This is a genomic window from Halomonas sp. A3H3, from assembly GCF_000982975.1.
Lineage (GTDB): Bacteria > Pseudomonadota > Gammaproteobacteria > Pseudomonadales > Halomonadaceae > Vreelandella > Vreelandella titanicae.
Window position 1 is genome coordinate 5,336,120 of the sequence record NZ_HG423343.1, and the last position, 20,674, is coordinate 5,356,793.

The 20,674-nt window shown below is 47.3% G+C and carries 18 protein-coding genes; all 18 read right to left on the reverse strand.

Annotated features, from left to right (window positions below; translation table 11 throughout):
• Positions 1 to 325 precede the first annotated feature (325 nt).
• The 18 genes from cysQ to HALA3H3_RS24265 all read right to left on the reverse strand — a co-directional run bounded on the left by cysQ (position 326) and on the right by HALA3H3_RS24265 (position 20,592).
• Positions 326 to 1,099 (reverse strand): 3'(2'),5'-bisphosphate nucleotidase CysQ, encoded by a 774-nt coding sequence (gene cysQ, locus HALA3H3_RS24180; protein ID WP_022524112.1) that lies wholly within the window; start codon positions 1,097 to 1,099, stop codon positions 326 to 328.
• 152 nt (positions 1,100 to 1,251) lie between these two features.
• Positions 1,252 to 3,054 (reverse strand): adenylyl-sulfate kinase, encoded by a 1,803-nt coding sequence (gene cysC, locus HALA3H3_RS24185; protein ID WP_022524113.1) that lies wholly within the window; start codon positions 3,052 to 3,054, stop codon positions 1,252 to 1,254.
• A 91-nt stretch (positions 3,055 to 3,145) separates the two neighbouring features.
• Entirely contained in the window at positions 3,146 to 4,102 is a 957-nt protein-coding gene (locus tag HALA3H3_RS24190; protein WP_022524114.1) for a sulfotransferase family 2 domain-containing protein, read from the reverse strand.
• A gap of 218 nt (positions 4,103 to 4,320) precedes the next feature.
• Entirely contained in the window at positions 4,321 to 6,174 is a 1,854-nt protein-coding gene (gene glmS / locus HALA3H3_RS24195; protein WP_022524115.1) for a glutamine--fructose-6-phosphate transaminase (isomerizing), read from the reverse strand.
• A gap of 161 nt (positions 6,175 to 6,335) precedes the next feature.
• Complete coding sequence (locus HALA3H3_RS24200; RefSeq protein ID WP_022524116.1) at positions 6,336 to 6,884, reverse strand: hypothetical protein; 549 nt, start codon at positions 6,882 to 6,884, stop codon at positions 6,336 to 6,338.
• 255 nt (positions 6,885 to 7,139) lie between these two features.
• Positions 7,140 to 7,853: a class I SAM-dependent methyltransferase gene (locus HALA3H3_RS24205; RefSeq protein WP_022524117.1), complete on the reverse strand. Its 714-nt coding sequence runs from the start codon at positions 7,851 to 7,853 to the stop codon at positions 7,140 to 7,142.
• A gap of 209 nt (positions 7,854 to 8,062) precedes the next feature.
• Positions 8,063 to 9,331, reverse strand: coding sequence for a hypothetical protein (locus HALA3H3_RS24210; protein ID WP_022524118.1), 1,269 nt, complete (start codon positions 9,329 to 9,331; stop codon positions 8,063 to 8,065).
• A complete protein-coding gene (locus tag HALA3H3_RS24215; RefSeq protein ID WP_022524119.1) occupies positions 9,328 to 10,119 on the reverse strand; it encodes a CatB-related O-acetyltransferase in 792 nt (263 codons plus the stop codon). Before HALA3H3_RS24215 ends, HALA3H3_RS24210 begins: the two co-directional genes overlap by 4 nt.
• Positions 10,106 to 11,116 carry a DUF6395 domain-containing protein gene (locus HALA3H3_RS24220; protein WP_022524120.1) on the reverse strand — a complete coding sequence of 337 codons (1,011 nt, stop codon included), beginning with the start codon at positions 11,114 to 11,116 and terminating at the stop codon, positions 10,106 to 10,108. Before HALA3H3_RS24220 ends, HALA3H3_RS24215 begins: the two co-directional genes overlap by 14 nt.
• Before the next feature lie 14 nt (positions 11,117 to 11,130).
• A complete protein-coding gene (locus HALA3H3_RS24225) occupies positions 11,131 to 12,486 on the reverse strand; it encodes a glycosyltransferase family 2 protein (RefSeq protein WP_022524121.1) in 1,356 nt (451 codons plus the stop codon).
• A 1-nt stretch (position 12,487) separates the two neighbouring features.
• A complete protein-coding gene (locus HALA3H3_RS24230; RefSeq protein WP_022524122.1) occupies positions 12,488 to 13,756 on the reverse strand; it encodes a nucleotide sugar dehydrogenase in 1,269 nt (422 codons plus the stop codon).
• A 144-nt stretch (positions 13,757 to 13,900) separates the two neighbouring features.
• Entirely contained in the window at positions 13,901 to 14,446 is a 546-nt protein-coding gene (rfbC, locus tag HALA3H3_RS24235) for a dTDP-4-dehydrorhamnose 3,5-epimerase (RefSeq protein ID WP_022524123.1), read from the reverse strand.
• 68 nt (positions 14,447 to 14,514) lie between these two features.
• On the reverse strand, positions 14,515 to 15,429 hold the full coding sequence (rfbA, locus tag HALA3H3_RS24240; RefSeq protein ID WP_022524124.1) for a glucose-1-phosphate thymidylyltransferase RfbA: 915 nt from the start codon (positions 15,427 to 15,429) through the stop codon (positions 14,515 to 14,517).
• A gap of 82 nt (positions 15,430 to 15,511) precedes the next feature.
• Positions 15,512 to 16,468: a dTDP-4-dehydrorhamnose reductase gene (gene rfbD, locus HALA3H3_RS24245; protein WP_022524125.1), complete on the reverse strand. Its 957-nt coding sequence runs from the start codon at positions 16,466 to 16,468 to the stop codon at positions 15,512 to 15,514.
• A complete protein-coding gene (locus tag HALA3H3_RS24250) occupies positions 16,465 to 16,818 on the reverse strand; it encodes a four helix bundle protein (RefSeq protein ID WP_022524126.1) in 354 nt (117 codons plus the stop codon). Before HALA3H3_RS24250 ends, rfbD begins: the two co-directional genes overlap by 4 nt.
• A 40-nt stretch (positions 16,819 to 16,858) precedes the next feature.
• Entirely contained in the window at positions 16,859 to 18,106 is a 1,248-nt protein-coding gene (locus HALA3H3_RS24255; RefSeq protein WP_022524127.1) for a dTDP-glucose 4,6-dehydratase, read from the reverse strand.
• A gap of 58 nt (positions 18,107 to 18,164) precedes the next feature.
• A complete protein-coding gene (locus tag HALA3H3_RS24260) occupies positions 18,165 to 19,073 on the reverse strand; it encodes an ABC transporter ATP-binding protein (RefSeq protein WP_022524128.1) in 909 nt (302 codons plus the stop codon).
• A 67-nt stretch (positions 19,074 to 19,140) separates the two neighbouring features.
• A complete protein-coding gene (locus HALA3H3_RS24265; protein WP_022524129.1) occupies positions 19,141 to 20,592 on the reverse strand; it encodes an MBL fold metallo-hydrolase RNA specificity domain-containing protein in 1,452 nt (483 codons plus the stop codon).
• Between the last annotated feature and the right edge of the window lie 82 nt (positions 20,593 to 20,674).

Here is a 20,674-nt window from a genome sequence, read left to right on the forward strand (position 1 = left end):
TACCACGCGCTACTAAATCTCGCGTGCACACGGAGGTGGGGATTCCAAGGATGTGTGCACATTATGCATATGGCCGTGGTGCGTCATCACACCACCGGAATCGATTAATTGCACCCGCGAATGGCGTCGGGACGGCGCCCCGTGGCACCGAACCATCATCGTCTACACGGGCCAACCCCGGCACCGCTCCGCGCTGCTTCCGCGGGTGCGCTTCGCTTACCACGCGCTACTAAATCTCGCGTGCACATGAAGATGGGGATTCCATGGCCATGTGCACGTTATGCATATAGAAGGCTGGCAAAACAAAGATCGGTGGCGCCTTGGCTTAATGCCCCCACACCACAAAATAGGGATTGAGCTTTTCGCTGGGGTTGGCGTAGCTAAGTGCAGTGCCTTCCAAGGTTTCTACCCGGCCGCCGGCTTCGAGCACTACCGCATGAGCGGCGCCGGTATCCCACAAACAGGTGGGGCCCAAGCGTGGGTAGGCATCGGCGAAACCTTCGGCAATGATGCACAACTTTAACGAACTACCCATGGGCAGCATGGTGTGCTCACCCAACCGTTCCAACCAAGCGGCCAAATCAGGGCTGGGGTGCGAACGACTACCCACCACGCGCCACGTTACGCCCTCTTTAGGCTTGCCTGCCACGGAAATGGCCTTACGACTACCATCGGCTTCAACCTTAAACGCGCCCAGCCCCCGCGCGGCCACATAGCCCACCTCCAGCGCTGGCGCAGTCACCACACCGAGCACCGGCTTACCGTTTTCAATCAGGGCAATATTGACAGTAAACTCGCCGTTACGCTTGATGAACTCTTTGGTGCCATCCAGCGGGTCGACTAGCCAGTAGCAGCCTTCAGCATCAGCACCTGCAAAACCCTCAATGTCCTCTTCTGAAAGGATCGGGATCTGCATCGGCAGCGCCTGTAAACCGCGCACAATAACGTTGTGCGCCGCCATATCAGCCTCGGTCAACGGGCTTTTATCTTCCTTCTCCTCTACGCTGAACTCGCGGGCGTAAACACTCATGATGGCGACATCAGCTTCGCGGGCAATGCGTTCAACGGCATCCAGCAGTGCTTGATCAATAAGCGCCATAATCTAATCCCTCTATAAGACTTAGTCCTTAAAACCTAGTCCTTAAAAACCTAGCCCTTTAAGATTTAGTCTTTAAGACCCAGCCCTTGCATAAAAAAAAGCTGCCAAGTAGCAGCCAACCTCGCCACCACCTGACAGCTAGCGCATTCAAATCAGCTAATCATTCCACGTTCACGCAGAGCTATGATCACGGCGTCCGCTGCTGCTTCCGCGTCCATTTCGGATGTTTTCAGATGAACATCCGGCGCCTCAGGCGCTTCATAAGCGGAATCAATGCCTGTGAAGTTTTTCAGCTCTCCACGACGGGCTTTTTTATACAGGCCTTTCGGGTCGCGCGCCTCAACGACATCCAGCGGTGCATCGACAAAAATCTCAATGAACTCGCCTTCTTCCAGCAGTTCCCGCGCCAGTTGGCGCTCGCTGCGGAATGGCGAGATAAATGCCGACATCACAATTAGCCCGGCATCCACCATCAGCTTGGCGGTTTCCGCTACCCGGCGAACATTTTCAACGCGGTCGGCATCGGTAAAGCCTAAATCACGATTCAAGCCGTGGCGCACGTTATCGCCATCCAGCAGATAGGTATGCTGGCCGTGGGTGAAGAGTTTTTTCTCGACTAGGTTAGCAATGGTCGATTTACCCGCCCCGGAAAGCCCGGTGAACCACAACACGGCAGGCTTCTGGGCTTTTGCCAACGCACGTGCCTGCTTATCGATATCCACATGCTGCATATGGATATTCTGGCTACGCCGTAAGGCGAAGTGCAGCATACCTGCGCCAACCGTATTATTGGTCATACGGTCAATGAGGATAAAACCGCCGGTATCGCGGTTGTCCTTGTAAGCATCGAAGGCAACGGCACGGTTAAGGCTCAGGTTACATACACCAATGCCGTTAAGCGGTAGCTTTTTAGCCGCCAAGTGCTCCAAGCTATTCACGTTGACCTGATACTTGATATCCGTCACGGTCGCGGAAACCGTTTGGGTGCCCAGCTTCATCAAGTAAGGGCGGCCCGGCAACAGCGGCGCTTCGTGCATCCACACCAGAGTGGTTTCAAACTGGTCGGCAGTATGGGCTGGCTGATCAACGCCGGAAATCACACCACCGCGGGAGATGTCGATTTCATCTTCCAGCACCAGTGTAATCGACTGCCCGGCAACGGCCTCTTCTAGGTCGCCATCCAGCGTATAAATCCGTGAGACAACGCTGGTGTTGCCGGTAGGCTGAACGCGGATCTTGTCACCGGGGCGCACCACACCGCTGGCCACCATGCCGGTAAAACCGCGGAAATCCAGGTTGGGGCAATTGCCCCCCTGCACCGACATGCGGAAGGGAGAGCGCTGAAGGTGTTCTGCATCCAGCTCGACGGTTTCCAGGTAGCCCAGCGTTGTGCCGTGGTACCAGGGCATTTTGGCGCTGTGCTCAATGACGTTGTCGCCTTTCAGCGCCGACATGGGAATGAAGGTAATGTTTTCTAAACCCAGCTTTTTAGCAAAGACGCGGTACTCTTCAACGATCTGATCGAAACGCGCTTTGGAGTAGTCGACCAAATCCATCTTGTTGATCGCTACCACCAAATGGCGCATGCCCATTAACGATATCAAAAAGCTATGACGACGGGTTTGGGTCAAAATGCCATGGCGCGCATCGACCATCAATATAGCCGCATCGGCAATGGAAGCCCCCGTAATCATGTTGTGGGTATACTGCTCGTGCCCTGGGGTATCTACCACGATGAACTTACGCTTATCGGTTGAAAAGAAACGATACACTGCATCAATAGCCGCTAGCTGATCTTCAAACAACAACTTAGACTCAAACAGCAAACGGCTAATCAGGGTACTTTTACCGTCTCCCTCGCTTCCACAAATAACAAAATGCTTAGCCCCTCTATGCTCATGGGCGTTCAGATAGGCTTCGACATCTTCAGCAATCAGGTCATATGAGTGAGACATTAAAAGTACCCTATTGCTTCTTCTCCATGAATGCCGAGCTATCGTTACCAATTACTCGGCGCTGGCTTTCTGACATTTAACCCGAATAATATTACTTAACCTTTTCCTCAATGCGACGCGGGCTTGGCGGAAACCTCTGCCCCGTTGCGGCAACACGGCATTGCACCGTATCTAGTGGGGAAAGCTTCACTGGCAGGTTGAAGCCCACATATCCGCCACGCGGCGGCAGCAAACGACACAACTCCTGGCGAAACTCCACCGCACGCACGGTCTTGGTAAGCTCACCATTGACCCACAGTTCGACCTCCAACGGCGCATCGCGCTCATCCGCCCACCAGGCCCAACCGCTGACACCCTCCATGGTGGCCTCCACAAGGCAAGCATGCGCCCAGGGCTGGTTCGACTTGAACATCTCATAACGTGAATCAAACAATGCGGAGGCATACTGGTAAAGCTCAATGTCTCGTCTATTCAATTTCCTGAGTTCAACGAGATCCTCTTCATCAAACTCATACTCATCCTCCAGACGAGGTTTACCCTGATTGTCTTCGCGCTCGGGAATGCGCGTTGCAAAGCGGTCATTCAACATTTCCAGACTTTCAGAATAACGTTCTGTTAAGCCGATAAACCCGATAGCCTCTAGATTCACCCCGTAAAGCGCCCTGCGTTGACGGTTACGCATTCCTCGGTCTAAATAGAACTCCTTAAAACTTCCTTTGTAATCCATATTCCTGACAAAATGCTCATATTCAGATGCAATACGCTGCAACGGATCACGAAGGAAAGAGATGGTGTTTCCCGCACCCCACAGGGAAACAAAGCGCGCGATAAGCACGTGCCCCGCGATCATGGCAGGATTATTAAGCGACTGCTTAAACTGCCAGAAATCAGGTTGATCGTCATACAAAAACTTTTTGACAAGCGGCGACGTCGCATCGGAGTTCGCGCCATAATCATAAACAATTCGCTCTGGTGAAAAATACCTTTCAGCACCCTTGCGAAAGCTTGTCCCGGCAGTTTTAGGTATATGCACAAAAAAAAGTGACATTTACTCTATCTCCTTTATACAACGCCCTCTGTCGCAACCAGTAACCCCGGCACCACTCCGTGTTCGATCCGCGCTGGGCCGCCGCCGCGGGCGCCCACGCTTGATGCTCAAACAAAGGCTAGTGGTGTCACAAACCCTTAGCGCGTGGTAACGAGAAAGCGAGCTCCGCGAGCGTTTCGAGGCACCCGCGGGAGGCGTCGGAACGACGCCTATTGGCACTACTCTACCGTCACGCTCTTAGCCAGATTACGCGGCTTATCCACATCCGTGCCTTTCACCAGCGCTACGTGGTAGGAAAGCAGCTGAAGCGCTACCACGTGCAACACCGGCGAAAGCAAACCGTAATGCTCTGGCATCATCAGCACATTGACGCCTTCAGACGACTTCACGGCACTGTCGCCATCGGCAAACACATACAGCTGGCCGCCACGGGCGCTGACTTCCTGCATGTTGGCTTTTAACTTCTCCAACATCTCGTCGTTGGGGGCCACCACAACAACGGGCATTTCTGCATCGACCAACGCCAAGGGGCCATGCTTCAGCTCACCCGCCGGGTAAGCTTCGGCATGGATATAGGAGATCTCTTTAAGCTTAAGCGCACCTTCCAATGCAATGGGGTAGTGGCGACCACGGCCCAGAAACAGTGCGTGCTGCTTGTCGGCAAACTGCTTTGACCACGTTTCAATGCTCGGTTCCAGTGACAGCACTTTATCTACCGCAATGGGGAGGTGGCGTAACTCATCCAGGTAAGCTTTTTCATCTGCTTCATTTAACCGCTGGTTGGCTTTGGCCAGCAGCAACGCAAGCAGGAATAGCGCACTTAGCTGGGTAGTGAATGCCTTGGTAGAAGCCACACCAATTTCCGGCCCGGCGCGGGTAATAAATCGCAGCGCTGTTTCACGCACAATGGCGGATTCCGGTACGTTGCAGATCGCCAAGGTATGGGCATGACCTAGTGATTTAGCGTGGTGAAGCGCCGCCAGCGTATCCGCCGTTTCTCCAGACTGTGAGATAACCACCACTAGCTGTTTAGGATTAGCGACGCTTTGGCGGTAACGGTACTCGCTGGCAATTTCGACGTTGCAAGGAATGCCTGCCACTTGCTCAATCCAGTACTTGGCGGTCATCCCCGCATAGCTGGAAGTACCGCAGGCCAGGATCAGCACGGCTTCTACCTGGTCGAAAATATCAGCGGCTTCCGCACCGAAGATGCCCGGCTGTAGCTGCCCTGCCCCGCTAATCATTTCCAGCGTATTGCTAAGCGCCTGGGGCTGCTCGAAGATTTCCTTCTGCATGTAATGGCTGAACTCGCCCAGCTCTACCGCATTAGCGCTCAGGCTTGAGGTAATGACCTTACGCTCAACCGGCTGACCGATACCATCAACGACAACCACCGCTTCGCGGCTTAACCGAGCCACATCGCCGTTTTCCAAATACATCATGCGCTTGGTAACAGAGAGCAGCGCAGAAGCATCAGATGCAGCGTAATGGCCATCATCTGCAACGCCCAGCATTAGCGGCGAACCTTCACGGGCAACCACTAAGCAGTCCGGCTCTTCTTCACTAATCACTGCCAGGGCAAAGGCACCTTTCAGATGTTCAACGGCGCACTGCACGGCAGAGAAGAGGTTTTCCGCTGGCTCACCAATTTGGCCTTTAAAGCAGGCCTGAATCAGATGGGCGATGGTTTCGGTGTCAGTATCCGAGGTGAATTTGTACCCCAAGCCCTGCAGCTGAATGCGCAACGCTTCGTAGTTTTCGATAATGCCGTTGTGCACCACCGCCAACCCGCCGGAGATATGCGGGTGGGCATTACGCTCTGCCGGTACACCGTGGGTAGCCCAACGGGTGTGGGCAATACCCACATTACCGCTGAGCGCCTTTTCCTTTACTAGGGCGGCTAATTCAGCCACACGCCCTTTAGAGCGGGCACGCTGCAAATCACTGCACTGCTCACCCGATAGCAGGGCCAAACCCGCCGAATCGTAACCGCGATACTCCAATGTAGATAAGCCTTCCAAAAGAAAGGCGGTGCTATCCTTTGCGCCAACCGCGCCAACAATTCCGCACATAAATATTCCTGTGTGTGGTGAGTACTGAATTTATATAAAAGAAAATTAGCAAGTAAATGTAGCTAAGAGCACCTACTTACGAGATTAAACACCTAACGCAATAGCAATATTTTAACAACCACGAGTAAATCAAGAGATTAATACCTATGAGTATTAGACCATCACGAGTTTGACGCATTATGTTTATTATCGAACTCCCTTAAAGCCATCCCTACATCACCCTCAGCTTCAATGGCATGCCATAATTCGGGAAGTTGACTATTCATATTCTCCATATGAACAGTAAGTTGACAAGGCTTATCATGTAAAAAAAGCCTAATATTATCGTTTACTGTATTACAATAATCCAAACAGAAATCTAAAGGTATTAGATCAGGATTTTTTTTCCTACCCTGCATCAGAATCGCGGAATGATATGCCGCCATAATCCCCTTATCAAAACGTTTTGCAAACGACTCTGCCGTTTCATTGACATCACGCTTCAAATGAACATAGAACGCTTCTTGGCCAAAAGCTTGATCTAATCGACCTAAATGCCACGATAAACGATTATCTACTTCGATGTGATTAGCAGGATAATCAAAACGTTTCTGACCCACAAAATGAGCTCTTGTCTCATGACCACAAGTGTAGTTTTCCGCATGATTCAAAGCACGAGCCAGCGAAACTGAGCCACAACGTCCAGTGCATAAAACAAAAATATTTCTCATGAGCATTCCTTGGTTAGAAGTTGACTCTAATATGGTTTATTCTTAGACACAAAGGTAAGCTCAATCAATATCTAAAGAACTAAAATAACAGAACCATGTATAAAAAAGATGACAAGAGCTTCTCATATGAGCTAAAAATAAAAAAGCCTATACCTCATCTTTCAAAGTAATTAGCCTCGCTTTAAAAATTATCCTTTTTAACTTAAAGAAACTACCAGCCAGTCTTTAAAAGAAGATTAACAAAGAACATACAATTTAACTACGAGTTAAAACACCAAGACCTTTCTCTAAAGCGAAGTATTCAAAATCAAATCCATATTCGTTTGCCCAATGCTTACAAATATCTTTTTCTTCTTGCCTAATAGCATCATCCATCCATACTTGTGCTTTAGGGCTGAGGCGGTCAAATAATGCAGGCAAAGCAGGGTAACGTGCATATTGGCAAGTTGATTTGGGTGGGCCATCAACTACAAGTAAATCAACATTTTCTATCCCGGAGAGATTTAAAGGGTACCAGCTTGAAGGTTTATCTGCATCATCTGGATTTAAATGCTTCCCTTTCCATGGCTCTAATTTGCCCACTAACAACTCAACCCAAGGTGTTAAAAATTCGTCCTCCAACATCACTTGTGTTTGATCAGCATATTTTTGAATATGTTCAAAGCTATAAAGCTTACCAATCCCATTCTGACGAAGAGCATCAGCTATGACAATAGTGGATGCTCCACTTCCTGTTTCCACAATAGTTAATGGTTTATATTTACTTACCCAAGAGTGCAATCTTAACAGAAAATCCGGCGAAGTAGGCCATCCACGCAAAGGTGGTAATTCACCTGAAATCTTCAATCTCTTTTGGAGCCATAGTAAACTCTCTATCTGACTGTAGATTTCATTACCTAGCGCAGCATTACTTTTCGCTAACCGTTGCCCAAGCAACTTAATTTCATTTATTATTCTTTCATCATCCATAAAATTCCCTTATTAAAAGTTTTATATGTTCATCATTTTTATCTAAAACTGAAAATTTTTAATAATTTTTTTATCAACAATCCATCACTATCTAGAAAAATATGGCATGGATCATACAAAACTCATAAAATTTATAATCTTGGCAAAGAAATAACAAGCACTACCCAAAGTGCTCGACATGCCTAATTACAACAGGTCTTTCTTCACAATCATCCTTTTAATTTCTTAAGCATATCGATAACAGGCTGAGGAACCTTTTCTTTGAAAACAATATTTATATTCTCTAACGCCTCAATAGCTTTCGAAAAATTGCCAAGTCTCTTCATATTTAAAGAGTAACAATAACCCAAAGCCCAGCCATTAGGATAATATTTCTTTGAGCACTCAAAGTAATAATCAAGCAACAACTCATCCCTTAATTTATAAGATAAATTGAGGGAAAGAATACACATTCTAACAGATGGTATATCCACTGTTTTAAAATACCGTTTCAAAAGTAATAATGCTTTTTCAAGCTCACCTTTACTATAATTTTCATGAGCACGTTCTTCCAGTGCATCAATGTGTGCCGCCTCAGCCTCAGACAATAAGTCATAAAATTTCTGTGACTTAAAAACCTGATCACTTTCTCCATCATAAAGTGCTAAGTATTTTATCAAACTCTTCCAGTAAATAGGAGGAGGCCCTACATGACCGTCGCCCCAATATGCAATTTTATAATAAAAATAACAATTGATTAAACGCTCTTTTTTTTCAAAACCTTTATTACCAGCTATCTTTTCAAGGAAAGGCTTACAATGATTCTCAATATGAAATGAATCACTCTCATTCTGTATGTAAAGAACAGTATTACTATGCTGAGCATAAAGATCACTAACATCTTTGGTTATATATTCATTTAAATCTTTAATATCACTTCGCCAAGAGTGATGAGCATACCTTTTCACATGATTGCTATAATAATTAGTGATATCGATTTGTGGATTCGAAGCTATAACATAGGAATTTTTAAAAAAAGAGGAATAAAATAAACTCGCAAAACCGCCGCCCGAACCACCTGCAAATATAATTTTTGAAGGATTTGAAATATCAAATATTTTCTTTAAAACAGCTGGCAGTAGCTTCTGTAACGGAATATCTTTTGTGCCACAAAACCAACCAAGTGTGAGCTCATCTGATTCTAACAAGCATGGGTCACTAATCAATATACGAGAAAAAGAATCATCGACAATATTTAGCCCACTAAACACTGGAGCTTTAAAACCTTCAGGTCTAGGCACTGCCCCGTGGAAAAGAATTACAATTGGTGCACCTTTTTTAATTCTCACTAACAAATCTAAAAATTTATTTTTAACATTTAAACTATAAAGCTTTTCTCCTTCTAAAGAGCTTAGCTCTAGAAAATCGTCATAATCAAGAACTACATTCTTATAATCTTTCCATCTTTCTAAAGAGCGAACCTCATGCATTTGACTCATTGCATAACCATTACATTAAAATTTTCAGAAAGAACTTGCAACAAACTGACTTTACCAGGCAAAGGAGAAACATCACTTACACTAAGCCTTTTAGAAAACAGTTCTAAAAACCTTTCAACATCGGTGACATTAATATCCGAAAAATCAAAAAAAGAATAATCCCACCACCTGATTTCTTTAAGCTTATTTATAACATCATCATTAAATCGATATTTAACTATACGCGCAGGTGAACCAGCAACAATAGCATAGTCTGGCACAGACTTAGTGACGATTGAGCGCTGGGCAATTACTGCACCATCGCCTATTTTAACACCTCGTTTTATTAGTGCATCTTTACCAATCCAAACATCATTACCAATATCTGGAGCTTTTTTTAACGTATTAAATCTATGAATATCGACTTCTTTCCCATTATCTTTAGCTAGTTTTTTTGCATGTGGCTTAAAAGTAAAACTATGTGTAGAAACTCTATCGAGAGGGTGATCTTGATCAGATAGCTCTACGCCAGGCGCGATACTACAATATCGGCCCACCGAGAAATCTTGTGTTATTAGTTTACTTCTGCAATATGAAAAGGCTCCTGCACTGTAGAATTTTCCTTGTGCCATACAGCCAAATGATTCAATCTTTAAATTGACTGGAAAGTTCACGATGGCCCCATGTTTTATAATACCTTTTATCTGCCAAGGGTATCCTAGGAAAAAATTATTTTTTTGAAAAAAACTCTCAACCTCTTCATCCCAAACAAGAGTAACCAAATTACCATTAACACTAATTTGAGACATAAGAACTCCAATTATAAATAAGACTTTTGTCGCTTAGATGACCAATATTATAAGCGGCTAGTTTTTGTTCAAACATACTCTGTAAATGTAGTGGAATAAATTCCATTGAATCAGGGAACCACTTTTCGACCCAACTATAATTTTTTTCAATGCTATTTAAAATAGGATGCCTTAACCCTTTTTCGTCACGTGCCCATAGCAGACTTGCTAAAACAGGTATCCATTCTTTCTCTAAAACTTTTTCTACCTCAGGGTTGCTTTTAATACAGTTCCCTTGAATAGCCATTTTTCTGTAGCATTTCATACAGTTTAAACAAGGTTTACCATCAGTTCCTCTCATGCACCCCATTGCATATTTAAAGTCTTGAGCAATTTTAGTAGTAGCAACTTCCGTTAAACCAGCACATGGCAGACAGTAATGATAATTAAGCTTATTGAATGCATTTATAATTTCGCTATAATTTGGTTCCACATATTTTGTACCATGACCAAATTTAGACCTTAAGTATACAAACTCTAAAATATTGCCATCTGCAAAAGTATTTAAATTATAATATTCAGATAATAATAATGAGGGCACAGTCCAACCAGCAACACCATAAAATCCACGATTTTTACCGTACAAGAGAGGTAGTTGGTCCTGGTTGGTAAGTACAGATACTCCATCTACTTCATCTAACGCAAGTAAAGCATTTTCTTGTTTATGAAGTTTGCTTGGATTTGCTACTTGAGTGTAAATAGGCAAAGGGTTATCTAACAGTTTATATGCTGCTGCTGAATCAACTCCACCTGAGAAAGCTAATGCTGTTTTGTAACCATTGTCAGCATCCTTCTTTAGCACATCTACTTCCAAACCAAAAGGGCGCAATAGCACAAACTCTGCTAATGATAAAACAGGGTCACTAGGTATAGAGAACCCGTCGGGCATATCCCAAAAAAACTCTTCATCTAGATGCTTAAACAGCAACCTGCAACCTTCTAACCTCCAAGAACTCATCTTTGCACCCCAACTTAAACTTTTAATGATTCAAGATAGGTAACCTGCATTTCTCTATCAGCAGAATACCTTCTTTCCTTTAATGGAAAATCTAAAAAAGCACTACCTTTTGTTAAATTTTCTTCATGCCATTTCATCCAACTATCTCTATATTTCTTTCTTATAGGAGAGACCCCTTTCACTTTATCAACTCCATGCTGTGAATGGTTTGTCAGGCTAGTTTCTAAATCTAAACAAATCATGCCAATCTGTTCAAACTCTGCAAATGCTCCTCCTAATGTTTTTTTAGCTCTAGCTATCATCTCACTATCAGCACCAAAACGGACTGAATCCCAATAACCTAAAGTATTTTGAAGTACTTTTCTATCAAACATGCAAGATATAGATGCTTTTCTTGCAACACCATCAAATGAAAAACCTGTTACTTTACCTATATGTCCAAAAAAACCATCCGGCTGTACTCGTACCATATAGGTTAAACTTGCCAATATTTCTTGGTCATTCTCATCAATCAATCGCATATGCTTTTCAAATCTTTGAGGATGAGCCCAATCATCAGCATCATGCCCTGTTACATAGTAACCCGTTGCTTCTTTAAGAGCTTTATTCTTTGAAACATAAGGCCCAACATTTAATTTATTTTTAAATATTTTTACTCTAGAGTCCGTTTTAGCAATTCTTTTAAGCACTTCCCATGTATTATCTTGACTAGCATCATCAACTATTAAGAGCTCAATATTTATCCATGTTTGATTTAGTATTGACCTTACCGAATACTCAATTGTTTCCTCAGCGTTCCAAGCAGGCATAAGAACACTAATCTTTTTGTCACTAGAAACTTTTCTCAAAGTACTTGTTGAAAACTGGCTTATAATATGCCCATCGCCTTCTATTTTAATTGGCTCAATATCAAACTCCCTTAAATAAGAATTTAGATATTCCAACCATTGTTCTTTATTTCCTTCGCGCAGTGCTTTATTAGCTAGCAATATATTAAGAGTATGCCTAAGCTCTTTAGGAAGGTTCTCTCTAGCCAAGTTTACAGCTTTATCGTGTTGACCTTTGCAAGCTATGTTATAAGCGGCCCAAAGCACATAATGGTACTGGGCAGTTTTTGCACTTTTAACTGTTAAATAATGAATTAATGGGTTGATTTTTTTTTGATCACACCCTGGGCGAGTTTCAAGATGAAAAGCAGAGCAAAACTTGGGGCTTGGATCACGTCTGAGCACTCTACCATACTTAAGAAAATGCTCGGCTGGATCCAGCCCCGCCATTCTTACATCAGGATAGGTCTTTAAATACCATTCAGAATCAAATAGATCAGATTTTTTAATTCTATTTAAATCTTTTAATGAAATCCCTTTCATTTTAAAGCCTCACGTTGTTCTGACTTTCACCGTTCAATACATTTTTCATATCAAGGTAAGTAGTTACGTGCTTACCGAGCTTGTAGATACTATTACCCATCGCTTTAAACTCGTTATGGGCCACAGCGATAACAACTGCGTCGTACTCACCTTCACTAATATTATTTAGCATACTGACACCATACTCAAGTTCAGCTTCTTTCGCATCCACCCATGGGTCGTAGATATCAACATCCATACTGTAGGATTTAAGTTCGCTAATAAGATCAACCACCTTGGTATTACGAATGTCTGGGCAGTTTTCTTTAAATGTCATTCCCATGATTAGAACTTTAGCGCCTTTAATAAGCTGCCCTTTTTCAATCATGGCTTTGATCAACTTGGATGCCACAAAACGGGCCATGCCATCGTTAATTTCACGTGCCTTACGAATAATATCGGGTATATGCCCTACTGACATGGATTTGTGAACCAAATAGTATGGGTCTACGCCGATGCAGTGCCCTCCCACCAGACCTGGCTGTAATTTGATGAAATTCCATTTGGTGGCGGCTGCTTCAATGACATCATTGGTGTCGATGCCCAAGTGGCTGAAAATCATTGAAAGTTCATTGATCAATGCAATATTTACATCACGCTGAGTGTTTTCAATAATCTTGGAAGCTTCTGCCACTTTGATACTGCTGGCTTTGAAGGTACCAGCGGTAATGATGCTTTTGTAGAGTTGGTCTACAAATTCCGCAATTTCTGGCGTCGAGCCAGAAGTGACTTTCATAATTTTGGACACCGGGCGCTCTTTGTCACCAGGGTTGATGCGTTCGGGGCTATAGCCCGCATAGAAGTCCTGATTGAACACCAAGCCAGAGACCTTTTCTACTACAGGTATGCAGTCTTCCTCTGTAGCACCTGGGTAAACGGTAGATTCGTAAATAACCACATCGCCTTCAGTAATAACACGTCCAAGCAACTCAGAAGCTTTTATAAGCGGCGTTAGATCAGGCTGACGGTGGCTGTCAATTGGTGTGGGTACGGTTACGATATAGACGTTCGCTTCTCGTATATCGTTTTCAACATTGGTGAATGACAACTGACTGGCTGACTTTAACTCGTCAGTTGTGACTTCTCTCGTATTATCCACACCTTCATTAAGCTCTTTTATACGATGAGACTTAATATCGAAGCCAATAGTGTGGTATTGCTTGCCAAACTCAATAGCTAATGGCAGACCTACATAACCCAAACCGATAACTGCAATTTTCGTATTTTTCATTACTGTGAACTCAAATATTAGGTAAATAGATTAACTAGTTTCTTTACTGCGCTGAGGTAATTACATGATTCATCCTTGATCGGTTAATGTTTATCAGCGAGTCACCTGTCTTATGCCTTTACCGTCGTTCACGTTAGGCTATATTTATACGAATAAAGGTGCTTCTTTAAACTTGCTTCCGTGCTTATCTTTCTCTGAAAGCTGTGGCTCCCCCCCGTGGGTGGGCCACTCAATTGCGAGCTGAGGATCATCCCAGCGAATGCTCACTTCGTCACCAGGCGCGTAGTAATCAGTACATTTGTACTGGAACTCGGCTGTTCCGCTGGTCACGTAAAAGCCGTGGGCAAACCCAGGCGGCACCCACAGCAGCTGCTTATTCTCTTCGCTTAAAGTTACCCCTACCCACTGGCCGAACGTAGGTGAACTTTTGCGCATATCAACGGCGACGTCGAATACTTCGCCTTGGGTAACGCGCACTAACTTTCCCTGGGGCTGCTTATATTGGTAGTGCAGGCCCCGCAAAATACCTTGAACGGACTTACTGTGGTTGTCCTGAACGAACTGGTAGTTACCACAGTGGGTTTCAAATTCGCTTTGGCGAAAGGTTTCCATGAAAAAGCCTCGCTCGTCGCCAAATACTTTGGGAGTAAGCAGGACTAGATCGGGAATGGCGAGTTTTTCGTAGTGCATAGATAGCTCGTGAAAGGTGAAGAGTTAGGTGTGAGGCGTTAAAAGCGAGGAGCAAGACTCCTCCCTCCTCACGTTTTACCCTTCACTTTTAAAAGGCGTTGGAGATATAGGCCGTACTGGGTTTTGGCGAGGGGCTTGGCGAGTGTGGCCAGGCGGTCGTCATCAATCCAGCCGTGTTGCCAGGCGATCTCTTCCAGGCAGGCGATTTTGAGGCCTTGGCGGTGCTCAATGGTTTGCACGTATTGGCTGGCTTCCAGCAGGCTATCGTGGGTGCCGGTGTCTAGCCAGGCAAAGCCGCGGCCCAAGCGCTCAACGCGCAGGTCGCCGCGCTCTAAATAGGCGTTATTGACGCTGGTGATTTCCAGTTCGCCACGCTCGGAAGGCTCTACGGCTTTGGCAATTTCAACGACATCGTTATCGTAGAAGTAAAGGCCGGTAACGGCATACGCGGATTTGGGTTTTTGCGGCTTTTCTTCGATGGAGATCGCGTTGCCGCTTTCGTTAAACTCCACCACGCCAAAACGCTCGGGGTCTTTTACCAGGTAACCAAATACAGTGGCACCGCTAGCCTGTTGACTGGCACGCTTTAGCTGGTCTGAAAAGTGCTGACCATGGAAGATGTTGTCGCCTAGTACCAGGCAGACGGGGCTTTCGCCAATAAACTCTTCGCCGATAATAAATGCTTGGGCGAGGCCATCCGGGCTTGGTTGTTCAGCGTACTGCAGGCTGATACCAAAATCTTCACCGTTACCGAGTAGGTTCTGGTATTGGGGGAGGTCTTCTGGCGTGGAAATAATCAGTATTTCACGAATGCCCGCTAGCATGAGCACCGAGATCGGATAGTAGATCATCGGCTTGTCGTAGATGGGCAGGAGCTGCTTGGATACACCGCGGGTAATGGGGTGCAGCCGAGTGCCGGAGCCACCGGCTAGAATAATGCCCTTTCTTTGTGAAGGGTTAGGTGTGAGGCGTGAGGTGGTCATGGTCTATCATCCGTGATGAAACAAGTAGTAGTTGTGAGGAGTGAGGGGTGAGGTGGGAGGTCTACTCCTCACATTTCACCCCTCACTCCTCACAGTATTCAGTAAGCGTTAGCGCTAGCTGGTGTTGCCAAACCGGTAATGTGACACCAAGCGCGGCCTCAAGTTTAGTCAGGCGCATACGTGAGTTGAGCGGGCGCTGGGCAGGAGTTGGAAATTCCACGGTGGGTATGCCACTCACGGTGCCGGATTGGATCGCTAACTCTTCGCCAAGTACCTGTGCTTGCTTGAAAATCTCGCTGGCGAAACCGTGCCAGCTGGTTTCCCCTCTTGGCGCCAGGTGGTAGATGCCTGAGGGGATGTGAGGTGTGAGGGGTGAATCGTGAGGAGTTAGTGGTGAATCGTGAGGCGTGAACGCTAGCGCGGTGACTTGGGCGATTAGGCGTGCGGGTGTGGGCGCGCCTATTTGGTCGTTAACGATGCTCAGTGCGTCGCGCTCGCGGCCCAGACGCAACATGGTTTTCATAAAGTTATTGCCGCGGGCGGCGTATACCCAGCTGGTGCGGAAAATTAGATGTTGGCAACCACTTTGGGTAACCGCTTGGTCGCCTTCCAGCTTGGTTTGGCCATATACGCTCAGCGGTGCCGTGGGGCTGTCTTCCTGCCAAGGTGTTTCACCATCCCCTGGGTAGACGTAATCCGTTGAGTAGTGCACCAGCGGAATATTGTGCTTGGCCGTATACTCGGCTAATTGTGCTGGCAGTTCAGCATTGAGGCGTTTGGCTTGCGCTGGTTCGCTTTCGGCTTTATCAACTGCTGTGTAAGCGCCTGCGTTGAGGATCAACGCCGGCTGGTGTTCAGCCAAGTAGGCGTCTACTGCATTGGCATCTGTTAAATCAAGTTCATGCCGTGTAGGTGCTAACACATTGCCGAACAGGGCAAACTGACGCTGGAGTTCAAAGCCGACTTGGCCGTTGCCGCCGGTGATGAAAATAGTGAGGGGTGAAGCGTGAGGAGTGAGGTGTGCATGTTCAGATGTCATAGTGAAGCCTTTAAATGCTTGATCAGCCCGCCTAGCTGTGAAAATACAGAGTTAATCGCTAGTTCCAGTGCTGAAATATCATCCATATACCCTAAGCGTTGGGCAATTTGACATTGAGTTTCAAGTTCACTGAGCGAACCACGTGCTATATGCAAAAATCTTAAAAAGTCGGGCTTACTGCCACGAGCCGCGCCTTCGGCTATATTGCTTGGCACAGATACAGCAGCACGTTGCATTTGGCTAGCTAGCCCATATCGCTCAACTGAAGGAAAGGATGAGGTCATTGAGTAAATAGCGACAACGAGATCCATTGCTTCTTGCCATACCCGCAGTTGCTGATGCTTTCTCACAACTCTTCCCCTTACCACTAACAAGCGAAGCGCTTACTCCTCACAAACTACCTAGACGTTGGCCTTGGTAGCTGCCGTCTTGGACGCGTTTCCACCAGGTTTCGTTGGCGAGGTACCACTGCACGGTTTTGCGCAGGCCGGTTTCAAAGGTTTCTTCTGGTACCCAGCCTAGCTCGCGTTCGATTTTGCTGGCGTCGATGGCGTAGCGGAGGTCGTGGCCAGGGCGGTCGGTGACGAAGGTAATTAGTTCTTTGTGAGAGCGCTTCGCTTGAGGGTGCTTCGCTTGTGAGGGGTGAGCGCCCTGCGGGCTTGTGAGGGGTGAGGAGGGTTCCCTCACTCCTAACTCCTCACTCCTCACTTCTGCCCCCTCACTCCTCACGCCTAACGCCTCACTCGGCGCTAATTCATCCAAAATCTCACAAATGGCCTCTACAACCTCGATATTGGCTTTCTCGTTGTGGCCGCCGATGTTGTAGGTCTCGCCTACTTGCCCTTCTGTGGCGACTTTGATCAATGCGCGGGCGTGGTCTTCTACATACAGCCAATCGCGGATCTGCTGGCCGTCGCCGTAAACCGGGAGTGGCTTACCGGCTAGGGCGTTGAGAATCATCAGCGGAATCAGCTTTTCCGGGAAATGGAACGGTCCGTAGTTGTTCGAGCAGTTGGTGACTAACGTGGGCAGGCCATACGTACGCTGCCAGGCGCGCACTAAGTGATCAGAGCTGGCTTTACTCGCTGAATAAGGCGAGCTGGGGGCGTAGGGTGTCGTTTCTGTAAACAGTGAGGCGTGAGCGCGCTGCGCGCTTGTGAGGGGTGAGTTTTCCTCCTCACTCCTCGCTCCTGACTCCTCACATTCAGCCAGATCACCATAAACCTCATCCGTACTGATATGGTGGAATCGAAAAGCGTTGCGACGCTCGCTTTCCAAGCTATTCCAATAAGCGCGTGCGGCTTCCAGCAGTACGGCAGTGCCCACCACATTGGTTTGAATAAACTCTGCCGGGCCATCGATGGAGCGGTCTACGTGGCTCTCCGCCGCTAAGTGCATCACCACATCAGGCTGGTGCTGCTCGAACAGTTGTTGCATGGCCTGTGCATCGCAAATATCGGCCTGGGCAAAGGTGTAGCGCTCATTGGCTTCAACGCTTGCCAGGGATTCTAAATTGCCTGCATAGGTAAGTTTGTCTACGTTCACCACCTTATGGGCAGTGTTTTGAATAAGTTCCCGCACTACTGCAGAACCGATAAAGCCTGCGCCACCGGTAATTAAAAAGGTTTTGGTGTACATAGTTCTCTTAATAGCCGATGTTAATGGGCTTTTCGCTGTGGCCTGATATCTTTAAACACTAGGCAGATTTACGTTTTGCCTTGCGCTGCTGCTCTTCCAGCATTTCCAGGTGCTCGCGCGCAATTTTCGATGCTTTTACCGCCTTTTGAACTTCTTGATGAGCAATGGCAATGTCTTGCTGTGGCGCTTGGCGCTCTCGATAATCCTCTAGGTTTTCCTGTGCGGCTTTAAGCACCTGATGACATTCTTGCAGGTGTTTTCTGGCACTGGGCACATCGCTAGGCAGTGCGGTGCCGTCGGTTTTGGCATCTACATCAATATGGTAGGCAGCGATAGCTTCGTTTACGTCATCGTACCAGTGCGCAGTCCCGTGCTTTAAGTAAACACCGGCTTGGCATAAATCCTTCAAAATGCCTTCCGAGTGAGACACCATGATTAGCGATGATTGGCCCACTTTCGATTCGAATAGCTCTTTTGCTTTGGCTTTGAAAGATCTATCGCCAACGGCGGTGGCTTCATCGGAGATATAGACGTCGAAATCGAACGCTAAAGAGAGGCCAAACGAAATACGCGAACGCATGCCTGAAGAGTAGGTGCGGATCGGTTCGTCAAAGGCTTCGCCTATTTCAGCGAAGTCTTCGACAAATTTGATTATTCGCGCGACCTCTTCTGAGCCACTGCCCTGAACACGGGCTACGAATTTGACGTTTTGGCGACCGGTCATGTTGCTTTGCATACCGCCCGATAGCCCTACAGGCCAGGAAACGCGGGTGTGGCGAATGACTTCACCGCGTTCTGGCGTATCCATACCGGCAATTAAACGCAGCAGCGTGGATTTACCCGCACCGTTGGCACCAATCAAGCCGACACTCACCCCTTTGGGGATCGTGAGGTTGATGTCTTTAAGCACCCAATCGCTGCCGTGGTGGTTGTGGTAGCGTTTGTAGAGATTTTTGATTTCAATCATTGGTTTTTTGGTGAAGGGTAAGGGGTTAGCGCTTCGCTTGTGAGGGGGAACACCTCACTGCTATCAGCTAACTCCTTACCGTTACACTTCTGCCTTTGCGTTTATAGAGGCTTTCGAGTTCAGCTTTGAGCGCTGCGCGGGCGGTTTGTTCGCCGTGTACCAGGCGGATGGTTTGGGGCCAGCGGCGCATGCGTTTTACGAAGTTGAGCAGGTCTTTTTGGTCGGCGTGGGCTGAATAGCCGCTGATGGAGGTTACGCCTGCCTTTATATCAAATCGTTCGCCGTCGATGTTTACCCAGCCGCCCTGTGGGCCGTATTGCTGTATGTCCCGCCCGGGGGTGCCTGCGCCTTGGTAGCCCACAAACAGCACTTGGTGGCGTTCATCGCCGAGCATGGCTTTTAGGTAGTTCATGATTCGCCCGCCTGCACACATGCCGCTGGCGGCAATGACTAGCGCCGGTCGGCCTGTTTTGGCCAGATATTCAACGGTTTGCTCGTGCTCTGCGTGGCTATCCACGGTGTAGATATTGGCGAAGTTGAGTGGATGACGGCCACTGCGCAGGCGCCCTTGGGCTTCTTTATCCCAGTAGGGTTTTAGCTCGCGGTAAACCTTTGTAAAACGTGCTGCTAGCGGTGAGTCGACAATGATTTCCAGTGACTGCCATTGCGGCGAGCGCGCTTGATGAATAATAGTTTCTAGCTCGTAGAGCAGCTCTTGGGTGCGGCCAATACTAAACGCAGGCACCATCACCGTGCCACCGTTAGCAAGTGCTTGCTCTACGGCGGCTTTTAGGGTGGCGCGGCGCTGGCGGCGGTCTGGGTGTTGGCGGTTGCCATAGGTGCTTTCGAGTACCAGTTGGTCGCAGCCGTAGGGGGATTTAGGCGCAGGTAGTAGCGGTGCGTAAGGGGCGCCTAAATCGCCGGAGAATACGATGCGCTCTTTTTCATCGGTCTCAGCATCCTGGTAGCTCACTTCAACGTAGCTGGAACCTAGAATGTGCCCTGCCCGTTTTAGTTTTACCCGTGTGGTGCTTGTGCCTTCACCTATCTCTGCGTTTTCAGTCGTGCTTGCGCTAGCGCCGGTGTGGCCGCTTACTTCGCTTGCCATACCTATGCTGTGCCATTTGCCGTAAGGCACGCTAACGATTTGCTTTTCGAGCTGCGTTTGAAAGCGCTCGATCAGTTGGGCGTTGCGGGTGAAGCCGATTTTTAGTGCGTCTTCAATCACCAGGGGCAACAGCTTGGCCGTAGGGATCGAGCAGATAATCGGGCCGGCGAAACCCGCCGCCAGTAAGTAAGGCAGCCTGCCCACGTGGTCAATATGGACGTGGGTAATGATGAGCGCCTTAACGGTGCTGATATCGAATTCAATTTGCAGCTGCTCGAAGCTATCTTCCGCGGCGTCTTCCCCTTGGAAGAGGCCACAATCCACCAGTAGGGATTCGTGTCGATTGAGTAGCAGTTGGTGACAGCTGCCAGTTACCCCAGTGGCCCCGCCGTGGTGAATGATGTCGAGCATGTGAAACCGTTAGTGGTGAATTGTGAGGTGTGAGGCGTGAATCGTGAATCGTGAATCGTGAATCGTGAATCGTGAATCGTGA

Bases quoted from the DNA above. Each gene is read 5' to 3' on its own strand.
- HALA3H3_RS24205 (WP_022524117.1), bottom strand. From the start codon at position 7,853: ATGGATGATGAAAGAATAATAAATGAAATTAAGTTGCTTGGGCAACGG.
- HALA3H3_RS24265 (WP_022524129.1), bottom strand. From the start codon at position 20,592: ATGCTCGACATCATTCACCACGGCGGGGCCACTGGGGTAACTGGCAGC.
- HALA3H3_RS24210 (WP_022524118.1), bottom strand. From the start codon at position 9,331: ATGAGTCAAATGCATGAGGTTCGCTCTTTAGAAAGATGGAAAGATTAT.
- glmS (WP_022524115.1), bottom strand. From the start codon at position 6,174: ATGTGCGGAATTGTTGGCGCGGTTGGCGCAAAGGATAGCACCGCCTTT.
- HALA3H3_RS24215 (WP_022524119.1), bottom strand. From the start codon at position 10,119: ATGTCTCAAATTAGTGTTAATGGTAATTTGGTTACTCTTGTTTGGGAT.
- rfbC (WP_022524123.1), bottom strand. From the start codon at position 14,446: ATGCACTACGAAAAACTCGCCATTCCCGATCTAGTCCTGCTTACTCCC.
- HALA3H3_RS24190 (WP_022524114.1), bottom strand. From the start codon at position 4,102: ATGTCACTTTTTTTTGTGCATATACCTAAAACTGCCGGGACAAGCTTT.
- HALA3H3_RS24230 (WP_022524122.1), bottom strand. From the start codon at position 13,756: ATGAAAAATACGAAAATTGCAGTTATCGGTTTGGGTTATGTAGGTCTG.
- HALA3H3_RS24260 (WP_022524128.1), bottom strand. From the start codon at position 19,073: ATGATTGAAATCAAAAATCTCTACAAACGCTACCACAACCACCACGGC.
- HALA3H3_RS24255 (WP_022524127.1), bottom strand. From the start codon at position 18,106: ATGTACACCAAAACCTTTTTAATTACCGGTGGCGCAGGCTTTATCGGT.
- HALA3H3_RS24200 (WP_022524116.1), bottom strand. From the start codon at position 6,884: ATGAGAAATATTTTTGTTTTATGCACTGGACGTTGTGGCTCAGTTTCG.
- HALA3H3_RS24220 (WP_022524120.1), bottom strand. From the start codon at position 11,116: ATGAGTTCTTGGAGGTTAGAAGGTTGCAGGTTGCTGTTTAAGCATCTA.
- rfbD (WP_022524125.1), bottom strand. From the start codon at position 16,468: ATGACATCTGAACATGCACACCTCACTCCTCACGCTTCACCCCTCACT.
- cysQ (WP_022524112.1), bottom strand. From the start codon at position 1,099: ATGGCGCTTATTGATCAAGCACTGCTGGATGCCGTTGAACGCATTGCC.
- HALA3H3_RS24225 (WP_022524121.1), bottom strand. From the start codon at position 12,486: ATGAAAGGGATTTCATTAAAAGATTTAAATAGAATTAAAAAATCTGAT.
- rfbA (WP_022524124.1), bottom strand. From the start codon at position 15,429: ATGACCACCTCACGCCTCACACCTAACCCTTCACAAAGAAAGGGCATT.
- cysC (WP_022524113.1), bottom strand. From the start codon at position 3,054: ATGTCTCACTCATATGACCTGATTGCTGAAGATGTCGAAGCCTATCTG.